This window comes from Streptomyces sp. NPDC001568 (assembly GCF_042893755.1).
Taxonomy (GTDB): Bacteria; Actinomycetota; Actinomycetes; order Streptomycetales; family Streptomycetaceae; genus Streptomyces.
This window is the reverse complement of the sequence record NZ_JBIAVF010000026.1, coordinates 87,111-110,028: the sequence shown is the minus strand read 5'-3', so window position 1 is coordinate 110,028 and position 22,918 is coordinate 87,111. Positions and strand designations below refer to the sequence as shown.

Below are 22,918 nucleotides of genomic sequence, written 5' to 3'. Positions count from 1 at the left end.
CCACGGGGAGGGCACGCCGCCGGGCAGCGCATGAGTCAGGCGTGCCGCCGGCGCCCGGTCAGGGCCGGGTCGCCTCCTTCAGGGTGGCACGCACGTCGAGTACCTGGTCCGCCCCGGTCATCTCGAGGAGTCGCCGCAGCCGGTTCTGCGGAGCCGCGATGCGCAGGGTCGTGGTGCGGTGGACCCTGATCAGCAGGTTCAGGAAGGAGGAGTCGGCGAAGGTCAGGGCCGAGGCGTCCAGCACGACGGTCGGGTGGCTCGCGGCGGCCGCCGTCAGCTGCTCGTCGATGGGTCCCACCGTGTCCGCGTCGTACTCGCCGACGGCGGTGACGACCGCCACGGCGTTGTGCCGTTCGTACGTGTCTTCCATGGTCCCAGCATGCCGGCCCGCGCAGGGCGTCGACCAGGGTGCCGGCCCCTCGGGCTCGGCCTGCGCACCCCGAGGCGACGAGCCGTTCCCCTTCGGTGTCGAACCCGAGGACGACATCATCGTCTTCGCCACCCGGCTCCACCCGGCTCCCCCGTCCGAGGCCTCCGGGACGCCTTGACCCGCGTCAACCCGGTTCCGTCGGGTATCCGGCCGTCGTGAGTGCGAAGGGCGCGCTCCACTGGGGTGGGAGGGGCCGGGGTGACCGCTCGGGAAACAGATCTCACGTCGCAACGACGCTGGTTCGACAAGTGGTGGGTCGTGGCGCTGATGGCGCTGGTCGTCGGCCTGGGGGTACGGCTGTTCTTCCGTGACATCGACAACCGGGTGGCCGGGGTGGTCGGTGCGTTGGTCTACGCGGTCGGCTTCACTGTGCTCACGCGCCTCCGGCAGCGGGGTGACGCGCGGGTGACCGGTGTGGAGACCGACGACGTACCGGTCCTGGATCGGCGGATCCGGCGAGGGGACATACCGGACGACCCGGCCCTGCGCCGGGCGATGCTCCAACTGGTGCAACGCCGTCAGAGGATGATGCGCGGCAAGCTGTTGTGGGCCTTCCCCGCGATGTTGTTCATCTGCGTCGCACTGGGCGCGTGGCTCCTCGCGGTCGGCACCATCGTGCCCGGTGTGATGTGGATGGTGGGCGGTTTCGTTTTCGTCGGTGGCATGTGGTGGATGCGTCGGATCAACATCCACCGCCTCCGGCGCGTCGAGCGACGGCTGACCGAACCCCCGGCGCGGGACCCCGGTCGGAGCCCGCGGCGGGACCAGGAAAAGACGGCCTGAAGTGCGGGGGAAGGGTCCGCGGCGCCCGGCAACCGGAGTGCCGGACGACTGAACCGTTCGAAGGGCGCCGCACTGAAGCACTGAAGTACGAGAGGTATCGGATCGCGCCGGCGCCGTCCGTGTACCGGGACGCCCGCGACCTGTCGGTCCGCACCGCGACCACGGTCACTCCGCGCCGGCGCAACCGGCGCTCGTGGAACGCCGACCCCGTGAACAGCACACAGAGCCCGCGCTGTGCTGGGTGTTGCGGCCGGTGCGGCGCTCAGTGCTCGCGGGTACCCGCGTCCTCACCGTCTTGTGCGTCGGGACACCACCTGCGGACAGGGCACCATCGGCAGTGTGCGCCCGGAGAGGCCGCCCATGTGGTGTCGCGGTGCCAGGCATCGGACCGCAGGTGCACGGCCGCCCGTGCCGTGCGGAGAACCGGCAGGTCGCGGGAGTCCCAGGTGAACAGGCGGCTTTCGTCCCTGGATATCACTTCCAGTTCGAGCCGTGCGGATTCCGCCTGGTCGGGGCCCCGATAGCCGCTCCCCAGCAGATTGAGGAGCCACGGAACCGCCAAGTAGCGCTCGAAGGCATCCTGGTTGTCCCGGGGCAACCGTTGGTTCGTCGTCTTCGTTTCCCTGATGACGAAGCAGCCGTCGGCATCCGCGTACATCGCGTCGGGTTCGCTCGCGATGACGACATCGGCGGACTTGTCGTATCCGTAGAGCGGGGATTCGGTCGCGATGAGGCGTACGCCCTCCCCGAGTGGACAGTGCGCGACGTGTTGCAGGAGGTAGGGACTCACTTCCGCGTACTCGTCCTCGGTGAGAGTCGAGGTGAAGGAGTTCGGATCGCCGAAATCCCCGATGTCGGAAGGGGCGCACCTTTGCGACCGGACGTGCGCGGTGGCGATCCAGTGGTGGATCAGGCGCCCGCGGTGGGAGCCGGCGCCGGTGAACCGTTCCTTGGGGAGGTGGCACGCCATGTCCAGGTGCCACTGGGCGGCGCAGGTTCCGTACGCCTCGATGTCCCGCGCGCTGACCGATCTGGTGCCCGGGCCGGGGGATTCCTGCCCGAGGAACCCGTCGAATTCCTCGATCGCCCCGCAGCAACCCGCTATTTTGCAGCCTTGACACGAGTACCCGGGCGTCATGGTGCGCGCGGTGTCGATCGTTCGGAGCGACGTGAGCGCGATCTCCTCGTACAGGGGCAGTGTCGACGCGGGTGTTCCGTCGAAGAGCACCTGGAACGATCCGTCGCCCAGGCCGATTTCGGTCACGCGTATGCGGCCGATGTCGTCAGCGGGTCGGGTGAGTGCCGCGACACGGGCGGCGACGGCCGTCCACCGGTCGGGCGCATCCCCCGGTGGGCGTACTCCGCCGAACCTCAGCCGCCTCACCTCCCTGATTCCCGTCCCGCTCTCGTAGACGGGGCCCCAGACGGTGAGGGTGCGGCCCGGGCCGACGGGGACCTGCGGGTCGAAGAAGCGGAAGGTGAGGGGGTCGATGTCGGCCGCGCCGACGTCGTGCGCGTCCATGTAGTTCTCGATCGCGTGGCGCGCGTAGGTGTAGGAGCCGGGATGGAGGGCGTAGGCCTTCAATTCCGTGCCGATCTCACGATCCAGCCCCTCCCAGGTGTCGATCCGGGGGTTCGCATGCAGCCGGGTGCAGATCTCGCGGATCATCCCGAGCAGAAACGGCTGACCGCTGTCGAAACGGCGCGCCCAGGAGGCGGCCCTCAGGTTCGGTCGTACCTTGAGCGCCCCGTGGGCGCCACATCCGTCCAGCCGGTCCTGAGCGTCACTCGCGCTGATCTTCAGGATGTCCGCGCGCCCTTCCATCGCCGGCCACGCCCCGCCCCGATCCCCCACAGGATTCTCCCCTCGCCCCTTGCAACTGGATCGACAAGGCTACGTGGTTGGTGCTGTCGGGTGTTCGCCCCGGCTGCTCGGTCACCGGGGGAGTGGTCGTGGCTCGGCCCACCGGCAACGGCCCCGGGGAGGAACGTGCTCACGGTCCGCTGCCGTGTCCGCAAGGGTGTGCCGGGCGCCGTGACCCGGTCGACCGCCGCGGTCACGACAGGACCTAGGCTGGGCCCATGGATCTTCAGGCCGAACTGATCGAGCACCCGTACTCCGTCTACGAGAGGCTCCGGGACACCGCGCCGGTGTGCCGCATCACGGGTACCGACGGCACGCCCGCGTGGCTCGTCACGCGGTACGACGACGTCCGTGCGGCGCTCGCCGACCCGAGGCTGTCCCTGGACAAGTCCAACGCCGCGGAGGGAACCTACCGGGGCTTCGCCCTGCCGCCCGCCTTGGACGCCAACCTGCTCAACATGGACGCGCCGGATCACACGCGCATCCGCGGGCTGGTGAGCCGCGCTTTCACCCCGCGGCGGGTGGACCAACTGCGGACGCCGATCCGCGAGAGCGCCGACCGACTCCTGGACGGGCTCGGGCAGGCCGGCAGCGCTGACCTGTTGGGCGCCTACGCGTTCTCGCTGCCGATCATCGTGATCTGCGATCTGCTGGGGATACCCGAGGACCGGCGCGTGGATTTCCGCGGCTGGACGGAAGCGCTGGTGGCGCCGGATCCCGCTCGACCGCAGGCGGTGAAGGAAGCGCTGGTGGCGATGCTCGGATTCCTCACCGGGCTCGTGGAGCACAAGCGGAGCCGGCCGGACGACGACCTGCTGTCCGACCTGATCGCGGTCCGCGACGCCGACGGAGACCGTCTCAGCGAGGACGAGCTGATGTCGGTGGCCTTCCTCGTCCTGTTCGCCGGCTACGAGAACACGGCCCAGCTCATCGGCAACGCGATCCACACCCTGCTGCGGCATCCGGAGCAGTTGGCCCTGCTCCGCAAGGACCCCTCCCTCATCCCGGCCGCGGTGGCCGAGTTCGCCCGCCTGGAGGGTCCCGCCCTGCTCGCGATCCGCCGCTTCGCGACCGAGGACCTGACCATCGCCGGGGTCACCGTGGCGGCGGGTGAGACGGTGCTCGTGTCCCTGTCGGCGGCCAACCGGGATCCGGCGCGCTTTCCGCAGCCCGACGCCCTCGACCTCGACCGTGACACCTCCGGCCACCTGGCGCTCGGCCACGGCGTCCATTACTGCCTCGGCGGCCCCCTCGCCCGCGCGGAGGTGGAGATCGCCCTCGCGGCCCTCCTGGAGCGTTACACCACAATGGAGTTGGTGGATCCGACCCCCCAGTGGCGCCGGTCGCTGCGCTCCCGCGGTCTGAAGGAGTTGCGGGTCCGCTACGAGGCGGCACGCGATTCGCTCTGATGCGCCGGGAGCCGCGCGGAGCCCCGCCGACGCGGTAGGGGAACAGCGGAGCCCTGCGCGCGCCGTGGAGGCGCGGGCAGGGCCGGGGCGGGCGGGCGCTAGCTCGTGGCCAAGGCCCTCTTCTGACGGAGGCGCTCCCGGAAGGTGCCGACCATGGGGAGCGTCAGCCCGGCGAAGAGGAAGATCACCGCGAGGCCGCTCAAGGTGGGGCTGATGAACTCCTCGGTCTTCAACGACCACGGCCTGTCGAGGGTGTAGAAGATGATGTAGCTGCCCTTGGTCAGGGCGTAGGCCAGTCCGAAGACGGCCGCCATGGCGGACAAGGAGAACCCGGCGCCGCTCCAGGGCCGGATGCCCCAGTTGCGGCGCGCCGTCCTGCCGCACATGAACGCCAACTCCCCGCAGGTGACCATGACGTACGAGAGGTAGAGCAGGAGGTACGCGGCGATCTTGGGGTTGTCGGCGTGGGCGGTCGTGAACGCGATGTCGGGCGCGTTCGTCGCCAGGAAGAGCGGCACCATGATCGCGAGCTCGACCACGGCCGCGAAGCCCCTGTGGAAGATCGCGGACTTCACGTACTCGGGGCGGTAGGCCAGGTCCACCATCGTGATCTGCAGCGCGGCGCACCAGAGGATCGCGCAGACGTGCGCGATCAGCTTGCCGATGTTGACGACGCCGGTGACGTCCTCGGCAGCCCGGGCCACGACGGGGACGGCGAACAGGACGCCCAGTGTGCACACCCCGAAGGCGATGGCGATGGCCCATGTGGAGACCCGGGGATTTCCCAGGGCCCTGCGCGTGCAGAGCACGGTGACCAGCAAGCCGGCCAGTGTGCACGTCCCGAAGACTATGCCGTCCACTACTACAGCCCTTCCAGTGATTCAGCCGCGTAGCGCGCGGCATCGTCCGGTTTCCGCCGTCGTCGGCGCTTGCTCGGCGGCGTGACGGCCGCACGGGGCGGAACCTGTTCCAGGCCGACGTGGGCCCTTCGACGTTCCAAATCTTTGATGACTCCCGCCAGTTCGCTTTCGGGGAGACCGTTCAGCAGGGCCAGGACGTAGCGCGCGAGGGGGTTCTCGAACGCCTCCAGCGCCTCGAGATCGTCGTAGGCCTCGTGCGGGAGGAGATGGGCGGGTGGGACGCCCAGAGCTTCGCACAGGGCCAGCAGCGTGCCGACGGTCGGGTTGCTCTGGGAACCGTTGGCGATCTTGGCGATGGCGGCGTGGGACAGGGACGGGTGGCCGTCGGGCAGGGCGTCGACGGACTCGGAGAGCGACCGGGACGTGTGGCTACGACCCCGCCGGCCGGCCATGAGGTCCTTGAGTTTGCCCGCGATCGACGGACGGTCGCCGCTCACCTCAGGCAGGAGGTGCCGCTCACGGCCCGAAGGACGTCCTGCTGATGGATGCACACAACCACGTACCGGTCTCTCGCTCTGTCTGGGCCCAGGTCTGTGTACTTTAGTTGACACGGTTGGGTGCGGAAGGCAGTATCCCGATAGGCAACGCAACCTTGCGCACCGGCGTGCGCGCGGGCTGTCGGGCCCGCGAGGAAGGGGACGTCGAACTGCCACGACACCCCCTTCTTCGACACGTCCCCGCAGGTCGGACACGGGGCGGAGGAGGGAGCGGTCGCACGTCGGCCGCACGCCGTGCGGCTCGTGCCCACGCACGCGGCGCCGCACCATACAGGGGGACAGTTGAGTCCGGAGTTGGCATACGAGGACAGTGACCGGGTGTCGGAACGGACCGCGCGGGACGCGCACTTCCCGCCCGCCCGCATCCGGCGACACGACAACGGCTCCGCCCCCGTCCTCGATGGTGGGTTCCGCGGTCGTGGGAACCTGCGCGTCCGGACCCGTCCGACGACTCCGGCCATGGCAGCACGGCCGCTTCCCAGCATGCCCGAACGCCCCTCGCGCACAGTGCGTTTCGAGTCGCACGTCCTGCCGCACCCAGGTGAGCGCGCGACGCTCGCGGGAGAGCGGGAATGAGGTCGTGACCGAGGTGCCCACGCAGCTCCCCGGGCGGCACAGGGCACCCACGCGACAACTTCCGGACTGCTTCGAGGAGCGCTCGATGCCAACCCTGGGCACACTGCCCACCCGCAACCCCGAGCTCGAACTGACCTTCTTCGGCCAGTGCTCCGCCCCCGCCCGGGCGGTGGAGGTGACGGGCGTCCTCTCCGTGACCCCGGAGGCGCTCCTGGAAGAAGGCGTGCCCTCCACGCTGCCCGACGGCTTCGTCGTGCTGATCGCCGACACGGTCCCCTTCCGGCTGCGCGGTCGCATCACCGTCGTGCTGGAGGTCCTGCTCCGGCGCATGAGCCGTGACGGCAGCGCCGGCCTGATCGTGAGCGCCGCACCCGGATCCCGTCAGCCCTACCCCAAGTCCCTCCTGGACATGGCGGACCGGCTGGGCGTCCCCCTCCTGGTCACCACCGCGCCGGCGGATCGGTGGCGGGGAGTACACGAAGCGATCCAGCAGTTCCGGATCGCGTCCGCCGAGCGCCGGGCCGCCCAACTCGCCTCGCTCGTGCAGGAACTGCCCGCGCGCCTCGCCGACCCCCGAGCCATGCAGCGCATCGCGGACTGGCTCGCCCGCGCCCTCGACGTCCAGGTGATGGTCAGCGAACCCGACCGCGTTCTCGTCGCCTCGCCGGCCACGGCGGCCGAGGAACTCGCACAGGCGATCATCCGGCAATCCGTCGACGGCGGCGGCCCTGACGCCCGGTCAGGACCGCACACGCGTCTCATCTCGCTCGGCCCGTCCTCCGCGGCGGACACGGTCCTCGCGGTGGCCCGGCGTACGCCGTTCGACGACGCCGATCTGGCGCTGTTGCGCCAGGCCGCCAAGCTGCTGGGGCTGGTGGACCAGGCGCGCCGCGAGTACAGGGCGGCATCCGACGCCGCCCGCGCCGCGTGCGGCGCCGCGGTGGAGCTCCTCCTGGACGGCGAGGTGTCCAAGGCGCGCCGGGTCATGAGGAACCTCGCGCCCGGACTGCTCGACCCCGAAACCGCCCGGGTCTTCGTGGTGGAGACCTCGCCCACCCGTCGCGACGCCGCCGTACGTCGTTGCGAGGCCGTCACGGCCGGCCGCGCCCTGGTCGTCGCCGACGCGCGCCGCGACGACCGCATCCTGGTGATCCACCCGGTCCGGGCCGTGGAGGCGGACGAGAAGGTGGCCGTCGAACTGACCCGCCTGGTCTCCGTGCTCGGTGCCGAGGCATCGCTCGGCGGCAGCGGGGTGTACTCCCTGTCCCTCCTCGCCCGCGCCCTCCATGAAGCGACCACCGCCCAGCGGTTCGCCGTCCACCAGCCGGACTCCGTGGCCCTCTCCGTGCAGGACACCGACCTGGTCAGTCTGCTTCCGGCGCACGACGCCCAGGTGTGGGCCCGTCGACTGCTGGACCCCCTCATGCGGATCGACAGCCAGTGGGAGCTGCTCCGCGAGACGCTCCCCACCGCCTTGGCCTACCCCTACACGGTGGCGGCGCGACGGCTGGACCTGCATCGCAACACCGTCACCCGGCGGGTGGCGCGCGCCGCCGAACTGCTCAACAAGGACTTCGCGGCCCTGACGGACCGCGTCACCGTCGGCCTGGCGCTGGAAATCGTCACTCAGCGGGAGCTGCCCGAGCCCCCCGCCGGGTGTCTCGAATCCGGGGAACCCACGCTCCGGGGTCTGCTCGAAGGCCCGCAGACCCGCGCCTGGGCCGAAATGCTGCTCCGGCCCGCCTGCGCGGACAAGCGTGACCTGCTCACCACGGCCACGGCCTGGCTCACGTTCGACGCGCACCTGGAGTCGACCGCGCGCGAACTGGGTCTGTCGGAGGCCACCGTCCGCTCGCACATCCGGGCGCTGGAAGGGCACCTGTCCCGCGACCTGTCCTCGCTGAGCGGCATGCGCGACCTGCTGTTCGCACTGCACCTGATGACGGGCGTGCCCCAACTTCCGGACTCGTCCCGCGAACTGTGCGCGGCTGCCTGAATCGACGGCGCCGCGGGCCCCGGGCTGTCGCGTCCCGCGACGCGGGACCCGAGTCGAGCCGTATGCCTCGCCGCTCGGTGAATGGCCCACAGATGTGCCGCGGTTCGTCGAACCGTTTCACCGGTTGAGCGAAATTCGATTGACGTCAGCGGGCGTCGGTGTCTGTCGGGCATCCAGTACCGGAATTCGCTGACCGGGCCGATCGGGCGATTCGCCCGGTGGGAGTGCGGCGGCTCCGCGATTTTCGTGCTTCGGCCGGCGTGGACGCGAAGATCGACTCGGCGCGCTTTCGCGTCGGGCAGCCGGAGGGCGTGCCCGTCAGGGGCGGCGCTGAGGGTGCCGCACCTGCTGTGGGGCAGGGGCGCGGCAGGCGCAGAGATTCAATGAAACCCCAGGTGGAGCGGTTGTTCCGGCCCCGTGGTGTGCCGGGTTGGGTCACACTGTCGCATGGCTGAAAACCACTCGGAATAATTGGCTGAAATTATTGGGATGCCGACCCTTCCCGTCCTCTCTTATTTGGTGAATCTTAAATCAGGCCTGGTGGCTGAAAAATGCGAGTGGATGAATCCCGGCGCCGTTCACGAAAGAGGCCGGCGTCCTCTTTCGAGGCTCGATGTGCAGCTCCGCAGGATCGGAGCTGCGTTATGTGCACATCGGGGGCGTGCGTGCGAACCGTGGTGCAGAACCCATAGGTCATACCGCTCGGTTTGTGCATCTGTGCAATGGTGCGGCATTCCGTGAGTGCGTAGCGTTGCCGGTGCAAGCACAGCCCGACCCGGATTCCGGACACACGTGGCGCGAGAAATCGCGCAGTGCCGAACCACGGGGGTGTACGGCACGGAAGTGTGCCCGGAAGAGGGCGAAGGCGTGCTTGTGGCGATCCGGTCGCCTTGAACACCGGAAGACGGGTGCCGGGGGAGTGGTGGGAACCGCTTCCCCCGGACAACCCGCTGCCCGGCGGGGGCCGATACCGGCTCGGTCCGTCGTCCCGGTCGAGCGGCACCCCACGTACGAGTCGCCTCAGGAACCGGTCTGCCGCGCGCTCCGGTCGGGTCGTGTGGACCACGAGCAGGTCGACGGTCATGAGGGGCCACCGGCGCCACCGGTATCGCCGGCGGAGCCGAGCGCCGGCCGCGAGGCGGTGGTCGGCGCGATCGTGACGTGGTGTCGAACGATGAACTGAGGCATCCCCCCGGCGTCACTCGTCCGGCCCCCTACCGGGTGAGTTCCCGCAGGCCCCGGCACAGGCTGGCAGGGGTGCGCGCGAACGTGCGGCCTCGGACGAGAGGAACGCGGCCGATGACCTGGCAGATGCCCGTGGCCAAGGGACGGATCACCGCGAAGTACCGGCAGCCCGGCGGATGGGCGGCCGGCTTCCACACCGGCGTGGACTTCGGCTGCCCCGCGGGCACCCCCGTCGCGGCGGTCGGCCCGGGCACGGTGGTGGTGGCCGGCGACCAGGGCGCGTACGGGAACTGCGTGATCCTCCGGATGGACGACGGGCGGTTCACCCTGTACGCGCACCTCAGCAGGATCGACGTCAAGGCCGGTCAGGACGTGACCGGTGGCCTGCGCCTGGGCCTGTCCGGAGCGACCGGCAACGTGACCGGGCCCCACCTGCACTTCGAGACGCGCACCGCCAACAGCTACAACGGCCACACCGACCCCATGGCCTACCTGGCCGGCAAGGGCGCGGCGAAAGCCGCCGCGAAGAAGAGCACCGTGCGCAAACCCGCCGCGAAGAAGGCGGCACCGCGTCCGGCGGCGGCCAAGGCCCCGGCCATGTACACGGTGAAGGCGGGAGACACCCTGTCCGCGATCGCGTTGGCCGAGCTGGGCAACGCCGGCCGGTACCAGGAGATCGCCCGGCTCAACGGCATCACCGATCCCGATCGCATCGGGGTCGGCCAGAAGCTGCGGTTGCCACCCCGATAACCACCCGGATCGCCACGGCGCAGCCGCGGCGCAGCCACGGCGTTACGAACCGGCGCAGGAGGGCACCTTGGCCGATCCGCTCAGCCCCGATGCCTTCCTGACCGCGCTCGCGAACGAGGGCGTCAGGTTCGTCGAATGTCCCGGCTGGCGCACCCACAACCGCAACCACAAGGGCCGTTGGGGTCCGGTGAACGGAGTGATGGTGCACCACACCGTCACGCAGGGCATCGAGGCGACGGTCCGGCTCTGCGCCGGCGGGCACGGAAACCTGCCCGGGCCGCTGTGCCACGGGGTGATCGGCAAGGACGGCACCGTGCACCTCGTCGGGTACGGTCGCGCCAACCACGCCGGCCTCGGCGACCCGGCCGTGCTCGTCGCGGTCATGGCCGAAGGCCCGCTGCCGACGGTCGCAGAGGCGACGACGGACGGCAACCGGCACTTCTACGGCTTCGAGTGCGAGAACCTCGGCGACGGGAAGGACCCCTGGCCGGCCGAGCAGGTGGACGCGATCGTGCGGGTCTGCGCGGCGCTGTGCCGCGCCCACGGCTGGGGCACGACGGGGGACACGTCGGTGATCGGCCATGCGGAGTGGCAACCGGGCAAGGTCGACCCACGGGGGCCCGGCATCACCATGGGGGCCATCCGCTCTTCCGTGGCGCGCCGGCTGACATGAGTCGGGCCCGCCGATCGGTGGGCCACCCGGCGGGCTCGCGCGGGCCCCCTGGCGAGCCCGCGTCAGGCCGGTCGGGGTGAGGGCGGGTGTCGGGTCCGCATCAGGTGCGGTGCGGAGGCCGAGGACTGCTGAGCAGCCGATGGATGGGGGTCCAGTCCAGGTGCTCCTCCTCCGTCCCGGGCGGAACGAGGGCGTAGGTGGTGCGCAACCACGCCGCCATTTCCGGGCGGCTGATGCTGAGGAGGGCGTGCCCGGTCCCGGGTCCGAGCCGCAGCCACATCCGGCTGCGCCCGCGGCCCGGCCACAGGACGACGTCGCCGCTGCCGGCGAGGGTGGAGATGCCGCAGGACAGGAGGTCGCGTCCGAGGGTCCAGACGACGTCGTCGTCGTGCGGGCAGCGGAAGACGGCCTCCACGGCCAGCGGGTCGGACCGCCGGTAGTGGAACGTCACCGGGACGGTGCGCGGCGTGGGGGTGTGGGGCAGGTACTGGTGGGCGCGGGTGGACCAGCGGGCGGCGCCGGAGGGGAGAACGGGCTCCACAGCATCCTTCTCGGCAGGGGGGGGTGGGGGCGTTGCCCTGCCCGTCTGCCCGTGGACCGGCGGCTGATCCCCGTACATCGCGCGGCAACCGGGTGAATCGGGGCACGCGGTCGGAAGAGGTTTGAGCCGTACGAACGGGAACAGACGGACGGCAGGACACCGACACCGAAGGAGCACCCGATGCCGAACACCTCCCGCCTGCCCCTTCCCCTGCTCCAGCACTGGGCCTGGCAAGCGGACGCGGCATGCCGGGAAGCGGCGTCCGAACAGTTCTTCGGCCCCACGGAGGAGCCGCACGAACAACGCCAGGAACGCGACGAGCGGGCCAAGCGGATATGCGCCGGCTGCCCCGTCACCCAGGCCTGCCTGCGCCACGCCCTGTCCGCCCAGGAGCGCTACGGGGTCTGGGGCGGGCTGACCGCGAGGGAGCGCCACCGGCTGCAAGCCGCCGCCTGACACCGCGCCACCCGGCCCCCGCCCCGCACACCGTGCGCGTGGAACCCGGGGCGATCACCGAAACCTCCCCCACCAGTACGCCGTTGTGCTCCTGTCGGCCACCACCCCAAGGAGCACCGCGTGACGCCCACCCCTCCACCCTCCGCCGCCGGCCTGCTGCGCCTGACCCTCGGCGAGTGGCGCATCGGGCTGGTGGCGTGGCGCCTCCTCGTCCTGCAGACCGCACATCCCGCCGTCGCCGCCGGCACCGCCCGCTACTCCACGTACCGGGCGCACCCCTGGCGGCGGATCGAGCACACCATGGAGAGCGGAAGTCGACTGTTCTTCGCCGGTCCCGAGGAACGCCGGCGCGAGGCGGCCCGACTGGAGCGCGCGCACCGCCGCATCCGCGGCACCGACGACGCCGGTCGCCCGTACGACGCCGAGGACCCGGCGGTCCGCGCCTGGGTGATGGTGACGCTGTACGAGGCCATGACGGCGATGCGCGAGCTGTCGGGCGACCCGCTGACGCCCGCCGAACTCGACGTCCTGTACGCGGAGTTCAAAGAAGTCTGCGCCGACCTCGGGGTTCCCGACGACACCCTGCCCGCGACCGCCGCCGACGTGGGCGCGTACGTCGACCGGACCGTCCGCGAGGTCCTGGAATTCGGCGACCAGGTCCGCTACCTGCTCTTCGACATGCTGCGTGAGGCTCCCGCACCCCGACGCCTCGGACGCCTGCAACCCGCCTGGCCGCTGCTGCGCGCCGTCGCCGCGAGCGTACTGACCACCCTGACCGTCGCCGACCTGCCGCCCGCCTGGCACGAACGGTTCGCGACGCCCAGGACCCGTACGGCCGCCGCCCTCTCCTGGACGGTGCACCGCGGCATGCGGCAGGTGATGACGCGCCTGCCGGACCGGCTGCGCTACCGCGGCCACCCCGACGACGACACGACGCGAGCCGCGTCCCGGCGGACCACGGCCGTCGCGCGCCTGCCACGGCCCCGTACCGTCGACTCCCGCCCGGAACGGCTGGCGGCGTTCTTCCACCAGGTGCTCGACCAGACCGGTGACGGTCGCGTGGACAGCGCCGACCTCCAGGCGATGGTCCACAACGTGTGCTGGCAGCTGGAGCTGCCCGTGGAGCGGGAGGACCTGCTCTACGCCGCCTTCGAGACGTGGTGGCAGCACCTGCGCGGGAGCATGGACGCGGATGGTGACGGCGCGGTGGAGTGCGCCGAATTCGTGACCGCGATGCTCGCGGGTGTCGATCGTGACGCGGGCTACCTCGACCACGGTCTCGGCCCGGCGGTGCGTGCCCTGTTCCAGGCCGTCGACACCGACGGCAGCGGGTACGTGGGCGCCGACGAGTACCGCGTCCTGTTCGGCGGGCCGCGCGTGCACCCCGCCGAACTGAACGACGCTTTCCGTCAGTTGGACGCCGACGGGGACGGTCGGATCAGTGAGGGGGAGTTCGTCGCCGCGTTCACCGACTTCTTCACCGCCCGCGCGGACACGGCCGCGGGCGTGGCGCTGCTGGGCCGCCCCTGACCGTCGGCGGGGGACAGGCACGGCGCGCCACCGCATCCGGTGGCCCCGGGTCACCGGGGACGCGCTCCGGGCCGTCACCCATGGTGGGTGACGGCCCGGTCCGAAGTCGAGCGTGTGCCGTGCGCCGTGCTGGTCGATGTGTGGGGTCAGGCCGTGATGGAGCCCACCGTGAAGCGGCCCGAGCAGATCTGGAAGGCGGCGTTGACGAGGACCGCGTCCTTCGAGGCGGGCGGATAGACCTTCAGGAACGTGCCCTTGGGCAGGCACGGGCCGCCGATGGGCCCGTTCGTGGTGTGCAGCACGGCTGTCGCCCTGCCACCGGGGGCCAGGGTGACGGGCCCGGCTGTCACGCCTTCGCGGCCGGCCGGGTTGCCGATCCGCTGCCGGTCGGCGCCCAGGACGCTCACGCCGGGGTAGCCGAGCAGGGTGCACGAGCGGTCGCCGATGTTGGTGAAGCCGAGCGGTACGTACAACTGGCCCGCACCGGGGTCCGGTGCTCCGACGGACAGGTCCAGGTCCCCCGCGGCGCAGGTGCCCGCGCGTGCGGGCTCCCCGGCCGCGGCGGCCGGACCGGCGCACACGACCGTGGCCCCCACGACCACGGACAACAGGGCGGGAACCGCCGTACGTGTGAAGCCCACCATGACTCACCCCGATCGATCGCGCCGGCGCTGACGCCGGCTCTCGTGATTGACGTCAGTCCCGTCTACCCCCGATGCCCCTCGTCAAGCGGATCGGGTTCTCGCCGGCCGGCGGCGCTGTTGCCGTTCACCGCGCGGTGACGGAGACGCTGAAGGGCGTGCTCGGAGGGTGCGTGCCGGGCCTCGGCCGAGCGGCAGCACCCGACGGGGGCGCCGGCTATGGATGACCGGACCGATCGGGATCCCGCGTGGCGCCCGTCAGGGGGGCCAGTGAGCGCCACCCCATCGTCTCGTAGAGCGCTCGGCCGTCCGGCGTCGCACCCAACACGGCGGCCGTGGCGCCCTGTTCCGCGGCGGCGGCCGTCAGTCTCCGCATCACCAGGCGCCCCAGGCCGCGACGTTGGTGGGCCGGATCCGTCTCCACCTGGTCGACGACGGCGCCGAGGGCGGTGACGGCGACCTGGCCGCGCGCGGCGAAGGCGCCGTCGGAGGCGCGCACCAGAACACGAGTCACTCCGGCACGGGTCCAGGTTGCCGACCGGTATCCAGCGGGTTCGTCCAAGGCGCGGGCGCGGGGGACGGGGAGCGGGGCGGACATCAGGTAGCCGAGGCCGCCGGCGAGGTGCCAGCCGGGGGCCAGCCAGGATTCAAGTGTCTCCGGTGGGACGAGTGCCTTCAACCAGATGCCGGGCGCATCGGTCTGCTCGGTGACCTTGCGGACGGTCGCTTCGTCCGCGGAATGCAGGACGTGGCGCATGACGTGCCCGGCGAGGCCGACGTCGATGGTGAAACCCCAGGCATTGGGCACGGGTTCGGCTGCGCCGCGCGAAACGGCCCACCCATGGACCCATGCTCGTGCGGCCTCGACCGTGTGAACGAAAGGCACGATTCCCCCCGAGACGGTAATAGATCAACGGCTTGGTTGATTATTACATCAGTGCGTCATGAGGTTGCGGCGAGCCGGGGGAGTGAGGCGATGATGCGCAGGCGCGTGCTGAAGCGAATGAGGCGGAAGCGGCGATCAGGTGCGAGCTGCGGCTCACGGAGCCCGGCACGCGAACGTCGCGGGCGCGGGTCCGGTGGGCCGTTCGGCTGCCGGAGCGGCGGCCCTCGGTTTCGGAATCTCTGGTTCCGGGGACGGTGTCTCAGCATCGCCGTGATGGTCCCGGTTTCACGACGGCGCCCGACAGGACAGCTGAGGGAGACCAATGGGTTGGAAGCGCACACGTCACGCCGGCCCGTCGGCCGCTCTTGCCGCGGTCGTCGCCCTCGTCGTGGCCGCTCCGTCCCCGGTCACCGCCGCGCCCCGGACCGGGACCGCCCCCTCGTTCGCAACCGCGGCCGCGCGCCAGGAAACCACCCCGCCCCCGCCCCGTCTTCCCCGGGACTTCCGGGGCAAGGGCAAGTGGATCGTCCGTGACCTGGACATCACGGTCCCGTTCACCTGGGAGGGCAGGGACGGCGACAGCCAGATGACAGCCGGGGGGCCGCAGTACCCGATCTGGTTCACCAACCTGATCCACCGGGGCTCGCTCTACACCCTGACGTACAAGTGGCCGGGTCTGAACGATCACCCCTGCTCACGCATCCCGGATTTCAACCTGGAGGCGCTGAACCAGGGATTCGAGAACGCCCGATTCGTCGGACGGGAGACCCTGCGGCGCACCCCCCAACGGCACGTGAACCATTGGAGGGTGGGCGTCGTCCTCCCTCAGCTGCCTCCCGGGAACTACCCGCGTCTGCCGCTCGCGCTGGGCGACATCTACGTCGACGAGAACAACAGGGGCACCTTCTGGCAGGTGCTGCAGTTCGGCGTCCAGAACCTCTACGACCCCGAGCTGGACGAGTGGCTGGTGATGGACACCTTCGAACACCGGCCCGGAACCGTCACGCTTCCCCGCCGGTGCGAATCGCCGCGTTGACCCTCGCCGGGCCCGGCGGAGCGGGCCCGGTGTCCGCATACCGGTCCCGCCGTACGTTCGGCGCGCGACCTCGTCATCATGGGCACATGATGCACAGCGACGACACGCACACCGACTCGCCGGCGATCGCCCTGCTCAAGGAGCTGGGAGCCGAGACCACCAAGCACTCCGGCGGCACGCTCCTGACCCACCTGCTGCGCGTCGAGGCGTTGCTCGCCGCGTGGGGCGGACGGCCCGTACTGCGGACCGCTGCCCTCTGCCACGCCTTCTACGGCACGGACGGGCTCCCCTTGGCCCTGCTCGAACTCTCCGACCGCGCCCGCCTCGCCGAGGCGATCGGCACGGAGGCGGAAGAGCTCGTGTACTTCTACGCCAGCTGCGACCGCAAGGCCTCCTACCCCACCCTCGCCGCTCCGGACGGGGCGTCGGTGACTTTTCGGGACCGCTTCAGCGGTGAGGAGTTCACCCCGTCCCTGCGGCAGCGTCGCGACTTCGCCGAGCTCACGGTGGCCAACGAGCTGGACCTGGCCAAGGTGAACGCGTCCTTCCGTGAGCGGAACGGGGCGGACCTGCTCGCGCTCTTCACGCGCTGGACTCCGCTCCTGACGGAGGCGGCCCGCCGAGAAGTGACCACGGTCCTCGGCTGACCCGTGCGGCCGGCGATGCCGATGGCCCGCCCCCACCCGGGCATGGCGCCAACCGGCCCTGGCCATCAGAGGCCTGTAGCGCGCCGACCCGGGCCGTCCGGTGGGAGGCCCGGGCCTGTGGTCAAGATCCGCCACGTCACGGATCCGTCCCGGCGGAGGGTGGCCCCGGCCGATCCGAAACCGATGTGGGAACCGCCGTTCCGGCTGGTAGGGGGGTGCTCCGGGGCGGCGCGTCCTGATGATGCGTGTAACGAGAAGGTATGAGGGGAGGGTTGGAGGGAACGGCTGACCGGCTCGGGCGGGTCCTGATGATCAGAAACGTTCGCTGGGACCGACCGTACCGACCGTACGGAACCGAGCGGCCGGGACCGCCCACCGATTCCACCGATTCCGAGGAAGCAACGATGCGCGTTCACCAGTTCAGCTTCGCGGCCCTGGCCGTCGCCGCCGGTCTCACGCTCACGGCGTGCCAGAACGGCGAGGGCGGCGCGGCACGGGGCGGCCCGTCATCCGCGGCCACGGCCTCCACGGCTCCCTCCGCGTCCGCACCGTCCGTCTCGGGTGGCGGGAAGTCCTCCGCGGGGACGGGCTCCGACGGGAAGGGGACGGCTGCCGCGAACGCCTCGACCGAGAGCGGCAGGGCCGGCAAGTGTCGTACCGCCGACCTGGAGATCACGGCGATCGACAGCACCGTCGGCGGAGACACCGACGGCACGGTCGCGGTCCGGTTCAAGAACCGCGGCGGCCGGGACTGCACGCTCTCCGAGTACGCCGGCGTCGACCTGAAGACCAGCGCGGGGGCGCTGTCCGCGCAGCGCACCGGAGAGCACCCCGGCCCGGCCGTCCTGAAGAAGGGGGCGGCCGTCTCCTTCGGAGTCACGTACCCGCTCAACACGACGGGCGGCTCCGGGGTCCGCATCACGGGGCTCGTGGTGACTCCGCCGGACGAGACGCAGTCGGTCACGCTCACCTGGCCCGGCGCCGCCACCCTGCCCGTCACGGAAGGACCCGGCTCGCCGATCAAGGTCGGCCCGATCGGAAGCGCGGGCCAGGGCGGCTGAACCGGCGTCCAGCCCCTCGGCGCGCGCCCACCCCCGGCCACCCCCGGCCACCGTGGCGGACCGGGGGCGGTCGGGGGCCGTGCCGGGTGGCCCGGTGTACCGGGCACGGGCACCGAGGGGCGTCGGTCAGAGGCGGCCGGCGACGAACCAGCGGGCAGGAAGCTCCACCGGAGAGCCGTCGGGGCGGGCCTCGCTCATGGCCAGGGCCGTCGTGCCTTCGTCAAGGACGGTGAGGCCGGCCGCGCGCAGCAGGGCGGCGACCTCACCTTCGGCGACTTCGCCGGGGCGCAGGTCGTGTTCCTTGACGCGGCGCAGTTTGGGGGAGGGGCCACCGGGCTGCTCGGCGATGGCAGCGATCACTGCCTTCGCCTCGCCGGTCGGTTCCAGGACGAGAGCGCGGCCGTGCGCGCCGACCAGCCGCGCGAGCGATGCGGTCACCGCGGGGCGGTCCTCGGGGTCGCTCTGGTGCAGGACCGCCCGCATGTAGACGTTCGTATCGCCGAGGCGCTCGTACAGGGCGTCGGCCTGGACCGGGTCGGCGAGGTCGAGTTGCTCGTACGCCGCCGAGCCGGCCGGGTCGGCGCGGCGGGCGTGGGCGACGGCGGCGGCGGACAGGTCGACGCCGACGGCGCGGGCGAAGCGGGTGGCGAGGAAGCGGGTCTGGGTGCCGTTGCCGCACCCCAGGTCGGCGATCGGGAGGGAGTGGTCGGCGTACGGGGCGAGGTGGTCGAGGTCGCGCCGAGCCGTCAGGGCCGGGTCCGCGTCCCAGAACGGTTCGCCCGGCTCACCGGAACTCTGCTCCCAGAAGCCGTCCCAGGAGGTGCGGTAGCGGTCGGACAAGGTCATGGGATCTCCCTGCGGTGTGTGGTGTGCGACGTGGTGGGTTCGCCGTGCCTGGTGGCTACCCGGCGGGAGACGCCGTAGCCCCGGGAGACGGTCGGGAACAAGTGGCCGAGAGGGTGGAGCCGCTGCCGCTGCCGCTGCCGCTGCCGGTGGCGGTGGCGGTGGCGCCGGCGATGCGTGATGGTCGGCCCGGCCGACATCGCCGGTACCCCGCCCGCTGACCTTCCGACCAACGCTCCTGACGTCCCGTCACTCCGTTGTCGCGGCGGACGGGCATCGACGGACAGGCTCGCCGGTGGTCGGCCGGACCGGGGCGCGGCCGACGGGTGCGACGACCGGTGACGCGGCCTCGGCGGGCACGGCGCCCGTCACCCGCCGGCCGGCACCTGCGGCTCGACCCGCAGAATGCGGCAGTATGAACTCACCCTCGCTGTCCGGCGCTTCGGACGGACTCCTCCGAACCCTGCGCGGTTACCCCCGCAGAACGCCCCTGACCTTCGCCTATGTCTGCCTGCTCCTGGTCGGCCATGTCTGGATCGGCCAGGTGCTGCCCGCGGATCGGGCGGCCGGCGTGCTGGGCCACCTCAGCTCCAACCTGGACAACCTGCGAGACCATCCGTTCTCCGCGCTGCTCGGCAGCGTGCTGTTCTTCGACGGCACGCTCACGGACGTGACCTCGGCCGAGTTCGCGGGCACCTTGATCACCTTCGGTCTCGGTGTCTGCTGCTTCCTGGCCTGGGTGGAGCACCGGTGGGGGAAGGCGCGCGCCGTAGCCGTGTTCCTCGGCGGGCACGTCGCCGCAACCCTGCTGACCGCCGTCGTCATCACCATCGCGCTGCGCCACGGCTGGTACCCGGCGTCCGTGCGGCAGTCCTTGGACTACGGGGTCAGTTACGGCGCCCAGACCGTGCTGGCACTCGGCACCCTCGCCCTGCCCCGCAGGGGCCGCCTCCCGTGGGCCGTGTTCGTACTCGCCTGGCCCCTCGGCGGCGCGGACTGGAGCGGACCCCTGCCGGACTTCACCACCATCGGCCATCTCACAGCGGCAGCCATCGGCTTCGGGCTGCTCGCCGTCCCCGCCATCAGACGAACGAGGGTGCGCGCCGCCGGGCCGGCCGCGGTCGGCCCCGGCCGTGAACCGAGCCACGACCACGTTCCGGAACCGAGGTCACAGGCATCCGGCACACGGACGCCCCCGGCGGTCTGAGCAACGGCGACGACGCGAGGCGGCCGACCGTGGGAGGGCGCGTGCACCCCTCGTCCAGCACCCGCCGGCGGTTGCGGGCCGGCGCCCTCCGAACCGGTCTTCCTGAGGCCCTCGTTCAGGGCTCTCCAGGACGACGTTCGGCTTGCGCGAGCAGGAATGTTCGTTCAGCCGTGGGGCACGGACAGTGTCGATCGGTGCCCCGACGCGTTGACCACGTCATGAAACAACTCCTCGCACTCACCGCCCTCACCGTCGCCGCCCTCGCGGGTGCGGCTCCCGCCCACGCCGACGTAGCTCCGGCTGCCGGAACGCAGGGGAAGCACTCCCCGAACGATCCGCTGCACTTCATGGCGCCCGATGCCTTCGGCCAGGTCCTGGCCGCGCAGGGCCGATCCGGGGACACGGACATGACGCGCCACTAGCGCGGGCGCGCGGGGCGCGGACCAGCACCTTGCGACTCTGGTCGCACGGGGAACGGGCCGGACTGCGACTTCGGTGGCACGGGAGGGCGACCCGGGATCGATGTGGTGGCGCGAACTCCGCGCCCAGGATGGCCGGGTGACCGAACTCATCGCGGGACCGCACCTGTCTCCCCTGGAAATCCTCGCCCTGCTGAGCGCCGTCGCGTTGGTGGTGGCGCGGTGGTTCGCTCCCGCCGCGCGCCGACCCGCCACGATCGCGGCAGGCACGGGTTTCGTGCTGTCCACGGGCGTGTTGGGCGCGCTCGGGATCCGCTGGCAGATGCTGCCGGCTGTGGCGGGCGCCGTCCTCGCCCTGTCGTTCGCCGTTCCTCCTCTGCTGCGACGCCGGCCCGGTCGGCCGGTGCGGCGGGCCCGCCGGTGGTTGGCGCTGCCGGCATCGGTGCTCTGCGTAGGTCTGATCGCAACGGCCCCGGTGGCCGCTTGGGCTTGTCCCGTACCCGTGTTCCCCGAGCCGACGGGCCGGTTCGCGGTCGGCACGCGCGTGATGCAGTGGACCGACCCGAACCGTCCCGAGGCCGTCACGGCCGAACCCGACGACCGCCGCACGGTCGTGGTCCAGCTCTGGTACCCCGCGCGGAAGGCCCCCGCAGGCGCGCAGCGGGCTCAGTACCTCGGCCGCACGCGGCAGGAAGCGCGCACCGTCTCCAAGGCCCTCGCAGACCATGCCGGGCTCCCGGGTTTTCCGGTCGACGGCGTCCCGCGTGCCCATAGTCGGGCGGTCTTCGACACCCCGCCGGCCGATGGGGGCGAGCGGTTCCCGGTCGTGCTGTTCTCACCCGGGCTGGGCGGAGTGCGCACACAGAACACCGCGTGGGCGGAGGAACTGGCCGGGAACGGCTATGTGGTCGCGGCCCTTGACCATCCGTACGATTCGGCCGCCGTCGTCCTCACCGACGGCCGGACGATCCGTACCAGGATCGCCTCGACCGGCGACGACGAGGAGGACAACGCAAGGGCCGCCGAAACGACGGGTGTTCGGGCCGCCGACCTCAGCTTCGTCCTCACCGAACTGAGCCGTCTGGACCGAGGCGAGACGGAGGACCCCCTGACCGGACGTCTGGACATCGATCGGGTCGCGGTGACCGGCCACTCCCTGGGCGGAGGCGCCGCCCTGCAAGCAGCGGGCCAGGACGGCCGGTTCGCCGCCGTCATCGATCTGGACGGCTACCCCCGCGATTCCAGCACGCGCCCGTTCCACCAGCCGGTACTCGCACTCACCCAGGCCATCGGTCCGGAGACCGACCCGCGCTACATACCCCGCCTCACCGAGGTGCTCGAGCGCAGCTCCGCGACGAGCTATCGCCTCACCATCCCCGGAGCCGCACACCTCACCTTCACGGACGGCCCCCTGTACCTGCCGCCGGTGCCCGCGCTGGTCGGCTCCCTGGGCCGCACCGGGAGTCCGCACGTCGTCGCAGCAGCCACCCTCGCCTTCCTGGACACCACCTTGCGGCACAAGACGGTTGATCCGTCGGGCGCTCTGTCGGCCTACGGCGACCTCAGCGTCCACCGTCCGGGCGACGGCCCATGAGCAGCGCGATCGAGGACGGCGACCGGCCAAGAGCGGCCCTGACCTGGTCGGGAGAGGGCGGGCTCGCACGGGGCCCCCGCCCGGTGGGGGACGGCGTGATCCGCTCGGCTTCGGCGGGTGGCCGCGGTGCCGCGGTGACGCGGTGCTCAACCACCTTTGTTTTGATACCGGTTGGGTCTCGGATCGGGTGTCGGGGGTGACGCCGGCGCGGCCCCGGCGTTGTTCCTGTCGTGGATGAAGACGGAGGGCTGTTCGCGCGGGCGTCGCTCGACGGCGAGGTCTGGCGGGATGCGCTCGTGCACGGTGAGACGTGCCCGTGGTGCCGCGACCTCGGGGGCGAAGGTCCCGAAGTGGCGTCTGAGGGAGGCGACATGGTGGGGTCGGGCAGTGCCTGGATGGTCGCCGTGTGCGCGGTCACCGTGGTCGCGGCGCTCCTCACGGTCCTGTCGTAGCGGGGTCCGGCGGTTTGGGTGTGTCCATGTCGCTCGTCCGGGTGCCGTGTGCCCGGCTCGGCCCGAGGCGCCCGTCGGTGCGCCGATACTCGGCTCGGCGCGGGCACGAGGGTGCTTCCGCTCGGATCGGTCGGAGGATGTCAGGTGTCCCAGTTCGGCTTCGTCGTTCTGCCGGGCCCGACAGCAACCGGGCCGTGGCCCTCATGCGGGAGCGGGGCATGAGCGTCGACGAGGCGATCCGCGACCTGGAACGCTCCCACGACCGTCTCATCGACCGCTACCTCGCGCTGGAGGAACGCGCCCGGACCCTTCCCGACCTCCACGGCCTGCCCGAACAGGCACCGCCCCTGGTCCGCTACCTCTCCACCCTCCGCTCCTGGATCAGCGGGAACAACGCCTGGAGCAGGGAGACCCTCCGCTACAACGACCGGTTGCCCGCGCCCCGCTGACGTACCCGGCCACCCACCCCTCCGGGGTGCGACGGGGCGGCGGGCGAGCTCACGGCCCGACGAGGTCCCCGCG

Annotated in this window: 23 protein-coding genes; 15 read left to right on the top strand and 8 right to left on the bottom strand. The window is 71.5% G+C overall.

Features of this window, described 5'->3' with window-relative positions; genetic code table 11:
- Positions 1–58: 58 nt before the first annotated feature.
- Positions 59–370: an STAS domain-containing protein gene (locus ACFY0I_RS35970; RefSeq protein WP_388903772.1), complete on the bottom strand. Its 312-nt coding sequence runs from the start codon at positions 368–370 to the stop codon at positions 59–61.
- On the opposite strand from ACFY0I_RS35970, the gene ACFY0I_RS35965 reads away from it, so the two are divergent.
- The gene (locus ACFY0I_RS35965) at positions 369–548 is read left to right on the top strand and encodes a hypothetical protein (RefSeq protein WP_388903770.1); all 180 of its coding nucleotides are present in this window, start codon (positions 369–371) and stop codon (positions 546–548) included. The two genes, ACFY0I_RS35970 and ACFY0I_RS35965, sit on opposite strands and share 2 nt — an antisense overlap.
- 80 nt (positions 549–628) lie before the next feature.
- Entirely contained in the window at positions 629–1,213 is a 585-nt protein-coding gene (locus ACFY0I_RS35960) for a hypothetical protein (protein WP_388903769.1), read from the top strand.
- Between the two features lie 262 nt (positions 1,214–1,475).
- Here the strand turns inward: ACFY0I_RS35960 and ACFY0I_RS35955 are convergent, their stop codons facing one another.
- The gene (locus ACFY0I_RS35955; RefSeq protein ID WP_388903768.1) at positions 1,476–3,038 is read right to left on the bottom strand and encodes a PD-(D/E)XK nuclease family protein; all 1,563 of its coding nucleotides are present in this window, start codon (positions 3,036–3,038) and stop codon (positions 1,476–1,478) included.
- Positions 3,039–3,295: 257 nt separating this feature from the next.
- Here ACFY0I_RS35955 and ACFY0I_RS35950 point away from each other — a divergent pair, with 257 nt between their 5' ends.
- Positions 3,296–4,486 (top strand): cytochrome P450, encoded by a 1,191-nt coding sequence (locus tag ACFY0I_RS35950; protein ID WP_388903767.1) that lies wholly within the window; start codon positions 3,296–3,298, stop codon positions 4,484–4,486.
- Between the two features lie 98 nt (positions 4,487–4,584).
- On the opposite strand, the gene ACFY0I_RS35945 is transcribed toward ACFY0I_RS35950, so the two are convergent.
- Together ACFY0I_RS35945 and ACFY0I_RS35940 are read right to left on the bottom strand one after the other, a co-directional pair.
- Entirely contained in the window at positions 4,585–5,307 is a 723-nt protein-coding gene (locus ACFY0I_RS35945) for a hypothetical protein (protein ID WP_388903765.1), read from the bottom strand.
- A 41-nt stretch (positions 5,308–5,348) separates the two neighbouring features.
- A complete protein-coding gene (locus ACFY0I_RS35940; RefSeq protein WP_388903764.1) occupies positions 5,349–5,843 on the bottom strand; it encodes a helix-turn-helix domain-containing protein in 495 nt (164 codons plus the stop codon).
- Positions 5,844–6,564: 721 nt separating this feature from the next.
- On the opposite strand from ACFY0I_RS35940, the gene ACFY0I_RS35935 reads away from it, so the two are divergent.
- From ACFY0I_RS35935 to ACFY0I_RS35925, 3 genes are all read left to right on the top strand, one after another.
- Positions 6,565–8,475, top strand: a complete 1,911-nt coding sequence (locus tag ACFY0I_RS35935; RefSeq protein WP_388903763.1) for a PucR family transcriptional regulator — start codon at positions 6,565–6,567, stop codon at positions 8,473–8,475.
- 1,299 nt (positions 8,476–9,774) lie between these two features.
- Positions 9,775–10,410, top strand: coding sequence for a peptidoglycan DD-metalloendopeptidase family protein (locus ACFY0I_RS35930; protein ID WP_388903762.1), 636 nt, complete (start codon positions 9,775–9,777; stop codon positions 10,408–10,410).
- Positions 10,411–10,477: 67 nt separating this feature from the next.
- Positions 10,478–11,083 carry an N-acetylmuramoyl-L-alanine amidase gene (locus tag ACFY0I_RS35925; protein WP_388903760.1) on the top strand — a complete coding sequence of 202 codons (606 nt, stop codon included), beginning with the start codon at positions 10,478–10,480 and terminating at the stop codon, positions 11,081–11,083.
- Between the two features lie 100 nt (positions 11,084–11,183).
- On the opposite strand, the gene ACFY0I_RS35920 is transcribed toward ACFY0I_RS35925, so the two are convergent.
- Entirely contained in the window at positions 11,184–11,624 is a 441-nt protein-coding gene (locus ACFY0I_RS35920) for an SsgA family sporulation/cell division regulator (RefSeq protein ID WP_388903758.1), read from the bottom strand.
- Positions 11,625–11,804: 180 nt separating this feature from the next.
- Here ACFY0I_RS35920 and ACFY0I_RS35915 point away from each other — a divergent pair, with 180 nt between their 5' ends.
- Positions 11,805–12,080, top strand: a complete 276-nt coding sequence (locus ACFY0I_RS35915; protein WP_388903756.1) for a WhiB family transcriptional regulator — start codon at positions 11,805–11,807, stop codon at positions 12,078–12,080.
- Positions 12,081–12,200: 120 nt separating this feature from the next.
- Positions 12,201–13,610, top strand: a complete 1,410-nt coding sequence (locus ACFY0I_RS35910; RefSeq protein WP_388903755.1) for an oxygenase MpaB family protein — start codon at positions 12,201–12,203, stop codon at positions 13,608–13,610.
- A gap of 146 nt (positions 13,611–13,756) precedes the next feature.
- Here ACFY0I_RS35910 and ACFY0I_RS35905 read toward each other — a convergent pair whose 3' ends face one another.
- Complete coding sequence (locus ACFY0I_RS35905) at positions 13,757–14,254, bottom strand: DUF4232 domain-containing protein (protein ID WP_388903754.1); 498 nt, start codon at positions 14,252–14,254, stop codon at positions 13,757–13,759.
- Positions 14,255–14,468: 214 nt separating this feature from the next.
- Positions 14,469–15,059: a GNAT family N-acetyltransferase gene (locus tag ACFY0I_RS35900; protein ID WP_388903752.1), complete on the bottom strand. Its 591-nt coding sequence runs from the start codon at positions 15,057–15,059 to the stop codon at positions 14,469–14,471.
- 400 nt (positions 15,060–15,459) lie between these two features.
- Between ACFY0I_RS35900 and ACFY0I_RS35895 the strand changes: the two genes are divergently transcribed.
- The 3 genes from ACFY0I_RS35895 (at position 15,460) to ACFY0I_RS35885 (ending at position 17,881) form a co-directional block, all read left to right on the top strand.
- On the top strand, positions 15,460–16,173 hold the full coding sequence (locus ACFY0I_RS35895) for a hypothetical protein (RefSeq protein ID WP_388903751.1): 714 nt from the start codon (positions 15,460–15,462) through the stop codon (positions 16,171–16,173).
- Positions 16,174–16,259: 86 nt separating this feature from the next.
- Positions 16,260–16,820, top strand: coding sequence for a DUF6817 domain-containing protein (locus ACFY0I_RS35890; RefSeq protein WP_388903750.1), 561 nt, complete (start codon positions 16,260–16,262; stop codon positions 16,818–16,820).
- A 404-nt stretch (positions 16,821–17,224) separates the two neighbouring features.
- Positions 17,225–17,881 carry a DUF4232 domain-containing protein gene (locus tag ACFY0I_RS35885; RefSeq protein ID WP_388903749.1) on the top strand — a complete coding sequence of 219 codons (657 nt, stop codon included), beginning with the start codon at positions 17,225–17,227 and terminating at the stop codon, positions 17,879–17,881.
- A 126-nt stretch (positions 17,882–18,007) separates the two neighbouring features.
- Here the strand turns inward: ACFY0I_RS35885 and ACFY0I_RS35880 are convergent, their stop codons facing one another.
- Positions 18,008–18,727, bottom strand: coding sequence for a methyltransferase domain-containing protein (locus ACFY0I_RS35880; protein WP_388903748.1), 720 nt, complete (start codon positions 18,725–18,727; stop codon positions 18,008–18,010).
- A gap of 412 nt (positions 18,728–19,139) precedes the next feature.
- Here ACFY0I_RS35880 and ACFY0I_RS35875 point away from each other — a divergent pair, with 412 nt between their 5' ends.
- From ACFY0I_RS35875 to ACFY0I_RS35860, 4 genes are all read left to right on the top strand, one after another.
- Entirely contained in the window at positions 19,140–19,931 is a 792-nt protein-coding gene (locus ACFY0I_RS35875) for a rhomboid-like protein (protein WP_388903746.1), read from the top strand.
- Positions 19,932–20,125: 194 nt separating this feature from the next.
- A complete protein-coding gene (locus ACFY0I_RS35870; RefSeq protein WP_388903745.1) occupies positions 20,126–20,353 on the top strand; it encodes a hypothetical protein in 228 nt (75 codons plus the stop codon).
- A gap of 100 nt (positions 20,354–20,453) precedes the next feature.
- The gene (locus ACFY0I_RS35865; RefSeq protein ID WP_388903801.1) at positions 20,454–21,944 is read left to right on the top strand and encodes an alpha/beta hydrolase family protein; all 1,491 of its coding nucleotides are present in this window, start codon (positions 20,454–20,456) and stop codon (positions 21,942–21,944) included.
- A 670-nt stretch (positions 21,945–22,614) separates the two neighbouring features.
- Entirely contained in the window at positions 22,615–22,845 is a 231-nt protein-coding gene (locus ACFY0I_RS35860) for a hypothetical protein (RefSeq protein ID WP_388903744.1), read from the top strand.
- Positions 22,846–22,918: the final 73 nt, after the last annotated feature.